Here is a 12,243-nt window from a genome sequence, read left to right on the forward strand (position 1 = left end):
TCTGCCTATCTAAGTGGTGTCACCTGCTTCAAGGGGTGATTTGGTTGTTCTTGCTGCGAAAGGAAATACACTGAGAACAGCACTGCGGAAGAAGGCCGATATCATGCCTTCGCCGGCCAGGATCAGCGTAGACGACGCCGTGTCCCGCGCCATCAAGACAGTCCTTGCCAGTCTGGAAGACTCCAAGGCCGAAAACATTGTCTCCATCGACATCCAGGGGAAATCGAGCCTCGGCGACTACATGGTCGTCGCTTCGGGCCGATCGCACCGTCATGTCGCGGCTGTCGCCGATCATCTTCTCAAAGCGATCAAGGATGCCGGTCTCGGCACCGCGCGCGTTGAGGGGCTGTCCGGCGCCGACTGGGTCCTGATCGATTCTGGCGACATCATCGTCCATGTCTTCCGCCCCGAAGTCCGCGAATTCTACAATCTCGAAAAGATGTGGCAGGCGCCGGACCTCGAGGAAGAAACGCTCCACTAAGTCGTTCGCGCGGCTTACAAGGCGAGGATGAAGATATCAGTTCATGCCGTGGGCCGGATGAAAGCCGGCCCCGAAAAGCTGCTTGCCGACCGCTATTTCGAGCGCTTCGCCAAGAGCGGCCCGGCCGTGGGGCTTGAATTTGGCGGCATTGCCGAGATTGCCGAGGGGCGCAGCCAGACCGCCAACGAGCGCCGGCGTGAGGAAGGCCAGAAACTGCAGACGCAGTTGCAGCCCGGCACCGCTTTGATCCTGCTGGACGAACGCGGCAAAAGCTTTTCTTCGGAAGATTTCGCCGGGCGCCTCGGCCTGTTGCGTGACGGTGGCCGCAAGGGACTGGTCATCGCCATCGGCGGCGCCGACGGTCACGACCAGTCGCTGCGCGACCAGGCCGAACTGGTGATGTCGTTCGGATTGTTGACATGGCCGCATCAGCTGGTGCGCGTGATGCTGGGAGAGCAGCTTTATCGGGCGGCCACCATCCTTTCGGGACATCCTTATCATCGCTCGTAAACCGGTGAATTGGTGCAGTACACCCGGATTTCCGCCCCAATGCCGAGGCAAGATTGCATCGAGTGGGCGGTTTCGAACATGGTTGATTGTTCGTTAACGAAGCCACGCATAGAGTCGGGCTTCAATGTCTGAAGACAGAAAATCAAGAACGGGCTCATGGCGCGCGCGCTGCGGCATCGCGGTGGCGGTGCTTGTGCTGTCGCTGCATGCGGGGCGGGCGGAAAACACGCTCGACATGGCTCCCGATCCGGATCAGAGCCGGGCCGAATACGAACGGGTCTCGAAGGAGATCACGCTGTCGTCGGAACGATTGGCCAAACTCTCCGCCGATATCGCGACGATCAAGAAGGATCACGCCTCGATCACCGCCGCATTGATCCAGTCGGCGATGACCGAGCAGAAGCTCGGCCAGGACATCGAGGACATCGGCGCCCGGCTGGAAGGACTGAAGGGCCAGGAACAGAAGATCCGCGCCTCGCTGATGGCGCGGCGCGACGTTCTGGCCGAAGTGCTGGGCGCGTTGCAGCGCATGGGCCTCAACCCGCCGCCGGCGATCCTGGTCAAGCCCGAGGACGCGCTGTCGTCGGTGCGCAGCGCCATCCTGCTCGGCGCGGTGGTGCCGGAACTGCGCCAGCAGACCGATAGCCTGCTTGCCGATCTCAAGGAACAGACCAGGCTCACGGCGTCGATCGAGGCCGAACGGGCGCGGCTGACGGCGGCGGTCGGCGACCAGACGGCGGAAAAGAAGCGGCTCGGCATGCTGCTGGAGGCCAAGCAGAAGCTCGAAGCCGACACGCAGACGCAAATGGCCGCCGAAAAGCAGCGATCCGAAGCGCTGGCGGCCAAGGCCGGCAGCCTGAAGGAGTTGATCGCGTCGCTCGAAGCGCAGGCCGACAAGAGCCGCAAGGCTGCCGATGCTGCCAAGGCCGCGGAGCCGAAGACACCGGATGGCGACAACACATCGGCGCCGACGGAACTGGCGTCGCTGCCCGTTCCGGAAAGCAACCAACTTGCCGCCGCGGTGCCCTTTTCGGCCCTTCAGGGACAGATCGCGCTGCCGGTGACCGGCCGTATCAAGCGGCGATTCGGCGCCGATGACGGTAACGGCGCGGTGATGCTTGGCGACATGGTTGCGACACAATCGGGAGCCATCGTTACCGCGCCGGCGGATGGAAATGTGCTTTATGCGGGGCCGTTTCGCTCTTATGGTCAACTCTTGATCCTGAACGCAGGCGACGGCTATCATGTCGTTTTGGCGGGGATGAGCAGAATCAGCGTTGCGACCGGTCAATCAGTGCTTGCAGGAGAGCCGATCGGTGCGATGGGAGAGGCCCGGGTGGCGAGCACCTCGGTTTCGAAGAATGGAAATGCCACGCCGGAACTCTATGTCGAGTTCCGCAAGGATGGAAAACCCGTCGATCCGGCCCCATGGTGGGCGGACCGTTTTTCTGGAAGGACGTGAATAATGCGGAAACTGTCGCTTCTGTTTGCCGGTGCGCTGATGGGCGCGTCCGCCATGAGCCTGGTCTATGGCGCGCCCGGCTCGGCGGCGAACGCTGCAGGGTCGGAGACCTACAAGCAACTGGCGATCTTCGGCGATATCTTCGAGCGGGTGCGGGCACAGTATGTGACACCGCCCGACGACAAGTCGCTGGTCGAGAATGCCATCAACGGCATGCTGGCCTCGCTTGACCCGCACTCCTCCTACATGAATGCCGAGCAGGCGCAGGATATGCGCGTCCAGACCAAGGGCGAGTTCGGCGGCCTCGGCATCGAGGTCACCATGGAGAACGATCTGGTCAAGGTGATCACGCCGATCGACGACACGCCGGCCGCCAAGGCAGGCGTGCTGGCCGGCGACTACATCGCCAAGATCGACGGCGAAGAGGTTCGCGGCCTGACCCTCAACGATGCGGTCGACAAGATGCGCGGCCTGGTCAACACGCCGATCAAGCTGACCATCCTGCGCCAGGGCGCCGACAAGCCGATCGAACTGACGGTCGTGCGCGACATCATCAAGGTCAAGGCGGTCAAGTTCCGGGTCGAGAACGACATCGGCTACATGAAGATCACCTCCTTCACCGAAAAGACCTATGACGACCTCGAGAACGCCATCGACACCATCAAGAAGCAGATTCCCGACGACAAGCTGAAGGGCTACGTTCTGGATCTCCGCCTCAATCCAGGTGGCCTGCTCGACCAGGCGGTGAGCGTGTCCGATGCCTTCCTCAACCGCGGCGAGATCGTCTCGACGCGCGGCCGCGACCCCAAGGACGTCACCCGCTTCGACGCCAAGCCCAAGCAGGTCGACGACATCAACGGCAAGCCGATGATCGTCCTGGTCAATGGCGGTTCGGCCAGTGCGTCGGAAATCGTCGCCGGCGCGCTGCAGGACCTGCGCCGTGTCACGGTGGTCGGCACGCAGTCCTTCGGCAAGGGTTCGGTGCAGACCATCATTCCGCTCGGCGAGAATGGTGCGCTGCGGCTGACGACGGCGCTCTATTACACGCCGTCCGGCAAGTCGATCCAGGGCAAGGGCATCACGCCGGACATCAAGGTCGAACAGCCACTGCCGCCGGAACTGCAGGGCAGGGATCTGACACGTGGCGAATCCGATCTCAAGGGCCACATCAAGGGCGCCGACGAGAGCACGACGGGTTCGGGCTCGGCGGCCTATGTGCCGCCGGATCCGAAAGACGATCTGCAGCTCATCTATGCCGAGCAGCTGCTGCGTGGCCAGAAGACCGATCCGTCCTTCCCGCCCAATCCGCAAAAGGCGGTTCTCAACCAGTAAGGATCTGGAGTGGCGCACGCGCCGCCCCATCTTTCTGTTTGAGCCAGATGGAAGCAATGCGATGCTGCCGGGACCGAGAGGTTCCGGCAGTTTGATTCGGGGGGCGAGGCAAAGCTCCCGAGACATGGCGCGGGGTGCGCCGGGATTGATGAATTCGCGCATGTCTTTTCGAAGCGGCTTCGTCTTCGGAGCCATGCGCCCGGGGATTAGGCTTGGCTGATATCGGCAAGGACATCGAACGCCCGCTCGGACAGGCAGTCCGGTCGCCGCGCGCCGCCGGCAAGCTCAGCGGCGGTGCGATCATGGCGACAGTGGCCGTGCTGGCGGTGGCCGGCGTCTCCGGCGCGATCGCGCTCAGGGAAAAGCCGTTTAGAAAGCCGCAAGAGGTTGCCGTTTCAACGCCGAAAGTGACCGCGGCGGCCGAGCCTGCCCCTGCGCCGCCCGCATCGACCCCGAAGCCGGAGGCGCCGGTCAAATCAGGCGGGCCGCAGATCATCCATGTGCAGACGGAGGAGGGCGATGGGCCGCCCAAGGCAGCGATCGTCATTCGCGATCCGTCGACTATCGGCCAGAACCTGAAGATCGCGCATATTCCAGACAAGGCGCTGATCGAGACCAGCGAGACCGGGCCGTTGCCGGTGCGCGCCACGGATGGCAGGCGGCCGTTCGACGTCTATGCGCGGCCCTGGTCGGGCGGGCGCGGCGCACGGGTGGCGATCGTCATCGGCGGGCTTTCGGTTTCGCAGACCGGCACCCAGGCGGCCATCGCCAAGCTGCCGGCGGAGGTGACGCTGGCTTTCGCGCCGCAAGGCAACAGCATCGGCCGGTGGATGCAGGCAGCCAGGCAGAGTGGCCACGAGATCGTCATGCAGGTGCCGCTCGAACCGTTCGATTATCCGAAGGTAAATCCGGGCCGCAACACGCTGACGGTGGCGGCGAGCGCGGATGAGAATCTGAAAAGCCTGCACTGGGCACTGTCGCGGACGACCAACTATACCGGCGTCATGAACTATATGGGCGCCCGCTTTTCCGCCGACGCGGCGGCGATGGAGCCGTTCATGGCCGAACTCGGCAAACGCGGCCTTGCCTATATCGATGACGGCTCGTCGGCTCGCAGCCTGGCGCCGGACCTGGCGCTGAAGGACGGCGTGCCCTTCGTCGCCGGCGACATGGCGATCGATGCCGTGCAGGATCGCGGCGAAATCCTGAAGAAGCTCGACAGCCTGGAGGCGACCGCGCGGGCCAAAGGCACTGCCGTCGGCATCGGTTCGGCCTTCGACTTGACGGTCGATACCGTGTCGTCCTGGGTGGTCGAGGCCAAGAAGCGCGGCATAGAGATCGTGCCGATTTCAGCGGTGGCTATAGATCCGCAAAAAGGCTAGCCATCGTAAGACGGCTGGAAAGACTGACTGATGCCAAAGACGAACAAGATCGACCGCGAAACGCTGCCTTACCGTCCATGTGTCGGGCTGATGATCCTCAATGCCGAGGGCCTTGTCTGGGTCGGGCACCGGATTGCCGAACCGGACAGCGAATTTGCCGGCACGACGCAGCTCTGGCAGATGCCGCAGGGCGGCATCGACGAGGGCGAGGAGCCATTGCAGGCGGCCGAGCGTGAGCTCTATGAGGAGACCGGCATGCGAGGCGTCTCGCTGCTGGCCGAGGCGCCGGACTGGATCAACTATGATTTGCCGGACCATCTCGTCGGCATCGCCTTCAAGGGCCGGTATCGCGGCCAGACGCAGAAATGGTTCGCCTTTCGCTTCCACGGCGATGTCAGCGAGATCCAGATCAACCCGCCGCCGGGTGGCCACACCGCAGAGTTCGACAAATGGGCATGGCGGCCTATGCAGGACCTTCCCGACCTGATCGTGCCGTTCAAGCGCCATGTCTATGAGGATGTGGTGACGGCATTCCGGCATCTGGTGCAATAGCCGCTATACAACAACCGCGGTTGCCGCGCCGGCCCGGCGGTCCTATTGATGTATCCACTAGCACGCGAAGGGTCGCCATGAACGACGCCCCCCAAAAGTCGCCGCCAGAAGAGGTCACCGCCACAAGCGAAGTGGCGGCTGGGGCCATCCTCACCATCGATCTCGGTGCAATCCGTGAAAACTACCGGCGGCTGAAGGCGCGGTTGGGCGATGTTGCCTGCGCTGGTGTGCTCAAGGCGGACGGCTACGGCGTTGGCGCCGGCCAGGTCGGGGCGGCGCTGCTGCGCGAAGGCTGCGATGTCTTCTTCGTTGCGCTTCTGGGCGAAGGCGTCGCCCTGCGCCGCTCGCTTGGTGCGGGCCCTGCCATTTTCGTGTTGAACGGCATTCCGTCCGGTGCCGAGACGGACGCCGTGGCAGCGGACGTTTGCGCTGTCATCAACAGCCCCGAGCAACTGGCGGCTTGGCGTGTGTCGGCTCGCCGCGCCGGCCGAAAACTGCCGGCCGCCATCCAGGTCGACAGCGGCATGTCGCGGCTCGGCATGGCGCCCCGGGATGTAGAGCGCGTTGCCGCCGATCCGCAGGCCTTCGACGGCATCGACATCCGGTTCGTGATGAGTCATCTGGCCTGCGCCGACGAGCCGGAGCACCCGGCCAATGAGCGGCAGCGATTGGCATTCGAGCAGCTGCGCAAGATGCTGCCGGCGGCACCGGCCTCGCTGACCAATTCCTCCGGCATCTTTCTTGGGGAGCGCTTTCACTACGATCTCGCCCGCCCCGGTGCCGCGCTCTACGGCATCAATCCGACGCCGGCAAAGCCCAATCCGATGCTGCCGGTGGTGCGGTTGCAGGCAAAGGTGGCACAGACGCGCAGCATCGAAAAAGGCGCCGGCGTCGGCTATGGCCACACCTATCAAGCGCAAGGCCCGCTCAGGCTGGCGACAATTTCGTTCGGCTACGCGGATGGCTGGCAGCGCCGGGCCGTGTCGGCTGCGTGGTTCGAGGGCACGCGCCTGCCTTTCCTCGGGCGGGTGTCGATGGATTCGATCATTCTCGACATTTCCGCCCTGCCGGCCGGCAGGTTGCGCGAGGGTGATCTCGTCGAACTGCTCGGTCCCTCGCAAAGTGTCGATGACGCTGCCGGCCATGCCGGCACCATCGGCTACGAGATCCTGACCAGCCTCGGCCCGCGCTTCCATCGGCGCTATGTCGGCAGTTGAGCGGTTTGGCCGCGCTTGACAAGCGGACGCCTGTCGGCAAGGCTCCTTGCATGAGCAACCTAGCTTATATCAGAACCTTGTTCAGGGTCTGCCCGATCGCGGGATCGTAGCCCCGGCGCGGTCGCCTTTTGGCGTTCGTCCGAACCGGGGCATTTCTACCTGACATCATCATTCCCGAGCCAGACAGCTTCGCGGCTGCCGGCTTTTCATCAAGCCACCGCTTGTGCGGGGGCAGGCGCGCGTCTGTTGGATGCGCCAAGTCATGAGGTTTGCCATGCAACATGCAACAGGATTGCGTCCACCGAGCCGGCTTCTGGTCAGCGATGCCGACCACCACCGGCTGACGGGCCTAGCGCGGGCGTCGCTCGACCGCGTGCCCGAGACGGCCGAAGAACTGCTTTCGGAGATGGACCGTGCCTTCGTGACGGCAGCGGCTTCCATGCCGGCCAACGTGGTGCGGATGGGTTCGACGGTGACAATCCGCAACGATGGCGGCCACACCCAGCGCATCACGCTGGTCTATCCCGGCGAAGCAGACATCAGTGAAAACAGGATCTCGGTGCTGACGCCGATGGGGACGGCGCTTATCGGCGCGTCGATCGGGCAGACAGTGTGCTGGAGCAGCCGTGGCGGCCGGGAACTGTCGGCGACCATCGAAGCGGTCGATGCGCCGGCCTGCGGGCGGGAAGGGTCCTGAGCATGGAGACGGCGATGACAGGCGCGAATTTCCGGCTGACGACGAAGGACTTCGCCGTCCTCGAGATCATGTTGGAGCGTTGGCGGGCTTTCGCGGATCCGATTGTTCCAATGCTTGAAGAGAAGCTTTCCAAAGCCGAGGTCGTCGCGATCGATTCGGTCGGATCCGATATCGTGACGCTGAACAGCAGGCTGGTGTTTCGTGTCGATGCCGGCCCTGCCGAGACCCGAACTCTGGTGCAGAATGAGGTGCGCGGTCCGGTCGGCTCCAGCCTGTCGATCATGACAAGGCGGGGGCTTTGCATGCTCGGCATGGCCGAGGGTCAGACTGCATGGATCGAACAGGCCGACGGCAGGCGGGAGTCGGTCCTGATCGCGACCGTGCTCTACCAGCCGGAGGCCGCGCGGCGTGCCGTCAGGGAGAAATCCCGAGACGAGGCGCGACGGCCGCATGGGCTCACCCTCGTCTACAGCGCCGCAGCCGATTGGCGGCCCCTTGGCGAAAGGGCCGGAATGCGGCAGACAGGGGATGACGACCCCGGTCCCACGGCGGCGTGAACAGGCAACACTGCATGATCCCGAAAGTCGGCATCGATTTTCGCTGGGGATCGTGCGCAAATCGGAAATACGGCCGCGTCCAGGCGTCCTCAAGGGCGTGCGGCGCGGCAAGGAGTGAACGATGAAGATCATGGTGCTGGGCGGCGGCGTCATCGGAGTGACCACGGCGTACTTTCTTGCCGAGGCCGGCCACGAGGTGACGGTTCTCGATCGCCAGAAAGGCCCGGCGCTGGAAACCAGCTTCGCCAATGCCGGCGAGATATCACCCGGCTACGCCTCGCCCTGGGCCGGCCCCGGCATTCCGCTGAAGGCGATCAAATGGCTGCTGATGAAGCATGGCCCGCTGGTGGTGCGGCCGGCCTTCGATCCGCATATGTGGACATGGCTGATCAAGATGCTGCGCAACTGCACGGCCGAGCGCTATGCGATCAACAAGGCGCGCATGGTTCCGCTCGCCGAATACAGCCGCGACACGCTGAAGGCGCTGCGCGAAGCGACCGGCATCGCCTATGACGAGCGCACCCAGGGCACGCTGCAATTGTTCCGTACGCAAAAGCAGCTCGACGGCACATCAGGCGATGTCGAGGTGCTGAAGAAGTATGGCGTGCCTTACGAGATCCTCGACCAGGACGGTTGCATCGCGGCTGAGCCTGGCCTTGCCGGGGTGCGCGAAAAGTTCGTCGGTGGCCTCAGGCTGCCGCACGACGAGACCGGCGACTGCAAGATGTTCACCGACAGGCTGGCCGAACTCTGTGTGGCCCGCGGCGTCAAGTTCGAATACGACGTGACGATCTGGCGCGTCATCCGCAGCCGCAACCGCATTGCCAATCTCAGCACCAGCAAGGGCTGGAAGACCGCCGATGCCTATGTGATGGCGCTGGGCAGTTATTCGGCAGGTTTCATGCGCCGGGTGAAGCGGCCGATCCCGGTCTATCCGGTCAAGGGCTATTCGATCACCGTGCCGATCAAGGACGCCGCGGCGGCGCCGGTGTCGACGGTGATGGACGAGACCTACAAGGTGGCGATCACCAGGCTCGGCGACCGCATCCGGGTTGGCGGCACGGCCGAGATTTCCGGTTTCGACCTCAGGCTGCATGAATCGCGGCGGCGCACGCTGGAACACTCGGTTGGCGATCTCTTTCCGGGCGCCGGCGCCATGCGGGATGCGACGTTCTGGTGCGGGCTGCGGCCGATGACGCCGGATGGTCCGCCGCTGATCGGCCGCACCGAGCTTTCCAATCTCTATCTCAACACCGGCCACGGCACGCTCGGCTGGACCATGGCTTGTGGCTCGGGCAAGGTTCTGGCCGACATCATCTCCAGCCGGGTGCCTGACATCGACGTTCGCGACCTCGCGCAGGAGCGCTATCTACGGTAGAGGGTCAGAACGCCTGCCGGACCCAGTCCTGGTCGAAAAGCAGCCGGTAGGCCCACGGGATCGTTACATTGGTGGCGACCGGATTGGAGTGCGCGACATAGTCGTCATAGATCGGCTTCATCCTGGTGTAGAAGGCCGGATCGAGCACCATCATGCCGTTCTCACTGTCGTGGAAGAAGCTGCGGTTGTTGAGATTGACCGACGAGATGGCGACCAACCTTTCGTCGATCATCATGATCTTGGAATGCAGCACCACGTCAGGCGCCTTGAATTCGCGGATGTTGATGCGGTCGCCATATTTCTCGACGAACAGCTTGTTGAGCGCGGTGAGGAATTTGCCGCCGATATCGCCCTTGAGATCGATGCGGCCGACAATGTCGATCCTGACGCCGCGGGCGAGCGCCCGGTCAACAGCCTGGGCAAGCTTGGGCGTCAGGTTGAGGTAGGGATTGACGATCTGGATATGGTGCTGGGCAGCGTCGACCAGTTCGACGAAATAGTCCTCCAGCGCATGGCCGTCCTCGTAGGGCACCGAAATGAAGTGTCGTGCCGTGCCTGACGGGCGGGCGCCGTCGGACCGGACCGGAATGGAGAAGGGGCGCGCCAGATTGGTGTCGGCGTCGCGCAGCCACACTGTCGAAAGATGCGCAGCCAGCATTTCGACCGTGGCCGGATCGGCGAACTCGATGTCGAAGTCGCTCCAGTTCGAATAGTAGTTCAGCGAGAGCCCGTCGGTCTTGCCGTATTGCTCAAGATCGGGATAGCGCGACAGATCGATCGGCTGGTGGAACAGGAAGCCGTCATGGATGTTGCGGCCGCCGATGATGGCGCGCGACCGCCGTGGATCGTCGGCAAGCGTCGCCAGCATCTTGACGTGATGGACCTTGTGCAGTTGTGAAATCTGCTCGTCGATCGGCGCACCATGGTCCGCCCGCCAGCGATATTCCTGCAATTCGACATTGGGGAATTCGGCCGCCAGCCGATGCAGCAGGGCGTCGTCCTTGTCGCGCTCCAGCACGTCGGTGACCATGATGCGCACCTTGGTGCCGAGGGCTGCATGGTGGCGGATCAGCCGTTCGATGATGCGGCCGGAGAAGTCGGCCTTGAACTCCAGCGACGACAGGTAGATCAGCTTCAGCCTTGGCGCCTTGGAGAAGTCGAGCGGCAGCTCCGGGTCGCCCTTGTCGATGGCGCTGTCGGACAGCGGCGCTCCCATCAGCGCCTCGACCTTGGCGTTGAAGCCATCGCGCGATTTGCGCAGCAGGCGCGGCTTTCCGATCGGCAAGGCGCAGGTCTGCGACAGCCAGCGGCTGGCATAGAAGGCGCGGCTGAGAGGATCGAGACCGGTTGAGTCTGGCGTCGGGCAACGCTCGTAGCGACTGTCGAAGGCGGCGAGAGCCGGATCTGCGGTCTCCTCGCGCTGGATGGTGAGCGGCGCGCCGGCCGGGGCAAGGCTGGAGCGGATCCTTGCCGTGCAGCGGTTCAGGCTTTCGCTTGGGAACAGGCTGACCGTGTCGTCCTCGCCGGCCAGGCGAAGGCGGAATGCCGTGCCCGTGGCGATGGTGCGTGAACCGCCGCCGGCACGGATCGCCAGCGTGCCGTCGCAGGTGCCTTCGATGTCGGCCGGTTGCTTGCCGGACTGGCGCAGCACGATCTCGACGCTGCGCGCCTGCAGGCCGGAGAAATCGAACACCCTGGGCACTGAGGGCCGCGCAGCCGCATCGATGTAGAGTGTCTGCCGCGACACCCGCCAGCGTCCATCGAAATGGCCCTCGCCGCTGCTGGCGCCGGCCGGCGGCAGATGCGTTTCGGCAACCGGCCCGGCCAGTTGCTGCAGTGTCCGGTAGGTCGCCTGGAAATCGCTGTTGGCGATCTCATGGCGGTCGTGACCGAAAGGGCCGGTGCCGTTGGCGCGGTCCATGGCGCCGAGCTGGTGATGGGCGAGCAGCGCCAGGAACCGTTTTTCGTAGTCGTTCGTACCGGCGTCACCGAAAAACTGCGCGGCGGCGATCCGCGGCCCAGCTGTCCCGGCCGAGAGCGCGGGTCGCGCGCAAGCGCTCTGGCCCTGCAGCAGGTCGCAGGCATTGCGGCCAGCGCCGGCACAGCCGGCAAGGACAGCCAGCCCGAACAAAACGATGGCGATGGATGCGCAACCCTTCACCCGGCGACTCCGGCCTTCAGGGCGCTCAATTGCGCGGGATCGCGCGGCGGCATGAAGCCCTGCGGGAAGACCTTGCAGACGGGAATGGCGAAGGTGGCGATCAACAGTTCGGCCTCGCCGCGCATTTTGCGTGGCGCTGTCTTGTCGTCGCGGATCGCTTTCGCCGAGGCGACCAGGGTGCCGTCGCAGTCGCAATGGTTGTGGCGGGCGATATAGCAGGCATCATGCGTCTGGCAAGCCGCATCGAGGCGGTCGGCCGGCCGGGCCGACAGGTCGCCGGTGCGGGTGCCGGGGCCGCAATAATTGCCGAGAACGAAAGGCGAAGGCCGCGCCATTGCGTAGCGGATCGGCTTGGGCAGTTCGGCTCCCGGGACCTTCGTCCACGGATTGGCGCAAGCCGAAACGAGAAGCAGCGGCAGGATGGCAAGAACGGCTCGCATGTCTATCCGCGCCAGCTTTCTAAGGGATCGTCTCTACGCGGCGGCTGCACGTCTGATGCCACTCTGGCCGGTTT

General features: G+C 64.2%; 12 protein-coding genes. 10 read left to right on the forward strand and 2 right to left on the reverse strand.

Going from position 1 to position 12,243, the window contains the following annotated elements; all coding sequences use genetic code 11:
• The first annotated feature begins 103 nt into the window (after positions 1–103).
• The 10 genes from rsfS to NP945_RS19820 all read left to right on the forward strand — a co-directional run bounded on the left by rsfS (position 104) and on the right by NP945_RS19820 (position 9,568).
• On the forward strand, positions 104–481 hold the full coding sequence (gene rsfS, locus NP945_RS19775) for a ribosome silencing factor (protein ID WP_013529073.1): 378 nt from the start codon (positions 104–106) through the stop codon (positions 479–481).
• Between the two features lie 27 nt (positions 482–508).
• Complete coding sequence (rlmH, locus tag NP945_RS19780; protein WP_127327587.1) at positions 509–991, forward strand: 23S rRNA (pseudouridine(1915)-N(3))-methyltransferase RlmH; 483 nt, start codon at positions 509–511, stop codon at positions 989–991.
• A 124-nt stretch (positions 992–1,115) separates the two neighbouring features.
• Positions 1,116–2,453: a murein hydrolase activator EnvC gene (locus tag NP945_RS19785; protein ID WP_256747310.1), complete on the forward strand. Its 1,338-nt coding sequence runs from the start codon at positions 1,116–1,118 to the stop codon at positions 2,451–2,453.
• Entirely contained in the window at positions 2,454–3,785 is a 1,332-nt protein-coding gene (locus NP945_RS19790) for a S41 family peptidase (RefSeq protein ID WP_024502881.1), read from the forward strand.
• Between the two features lie 212 nt (positions 3,786–3,997).
• Positions 3,998–5,167 (forward strand): divergent polysaccharide deacetylase family protein, encoded by a 1,170-nt coding sequence (locus NP945_RS19795; protein WP_256747311.1) that lies wholly within the window; start codon positions 3,998–4,000, stop codon positions 5,165–5,167.
• 30 nt (positions 5,168–5,197) lie between these two features.
• On the forward strand, positions 5,198–5,719 hold the full coding sequence (locus NP945_RS19800; RefSeq protein ID WP_127267091.1) for an RNA pyrophosphohydrolase: 522 nt from the start codon (positions 5,198–5,200) through the stop codon (positions 5,717–5,719).
• Between the two features lie 77 nt (positions 5,720–5,796).
• Positions 5,797–6,936: an alanine racemase gene (gene alr / locus NP945_RS19805; RefSeq protein ID WP_256747312.1), complete on the forward strand. Its 1,140-nt coding sequence runs from the start codon at positions 5,797–5,799 to the stop codon at positions 6,934–6,936.
• 274 nt (positions 6,937–7,210) lie between these two features.
• Positions 7,211–7,633 carry a nucleoside diphosphate kinase regulator gene (gene rnk / locus NP945_RS19810; RefSeq protein WP_127267089.1) on the forward strand — a complete coding sequence of 141 codons (423 nt, stop codon included), beginning with the start codon at positions 7,211–7,213 and terminating at the stop codon, positions 7,631–7,633.
• A 2-nt stretch (positions 7,634–7,635) separates the two neighbouring features.
• Positions 7,636–8,190: a nucleoside-diphosphate kinase gene (locus NP945_RS19815; protein ID WP_127397565.1), complete on the forward strand. Its 555-nt coding sequence runs from the start codon at positions 7,636–7,638 to the stop codon at positions 8,188–8,190.
• Between the two features lie 121 nt (positions 8,191–8,311).
• On the forward strand, positions 8,312–9,568 hold the full coding sequence (locus NP945_RS19820) for a D-amino acid dehydrogenase (RefSeq protein ID WP_256747313.1): 1,257 nt from the start codon (positions 8,312–8,314) through the stop codon (positions 9,566–9,568).
• Between the two features lie 4 nt (positions 9,569–9,572).
• Here NP945_RS19820 and NP945_RS19825 read toward each other — a convergent pair whose 3' ends face one another.
• Complete coding sequence (locus NP945_RS19825; RefSeq protein WP_256747314.1) at positions 9,573–11,729, reverse strand: phospholipase D-like domain-containing protein; 2,157 nt, start codon at positions 11,727–11,729, stop codon at positions 9,573–9,575.
• A complete protein-coding gene (locus NP945_RS19830; protein ID WP_256747315.1) occupies positions 11,726–12,169 on the reverse strand; it encodes a hypothetical protein in 444 nt (147 codons plus the stop codon). The genes NP945_RS19825 and NP945_RS19830 overlap by 4 nt, the downstream gene beginning before the upstream one ends.
• Positions 12,170–12,243: the final 74 nt, after the last annotated feature.

This window comes from Mesorhizobium sp. LMG17149 (genome assembly GCF_024518695.1).
GTDB lineage: Bacteria > Pseudomonadota > Alphaproteobacteria > Rhizobiales > Rhizobiaceae > Mesorhizobium.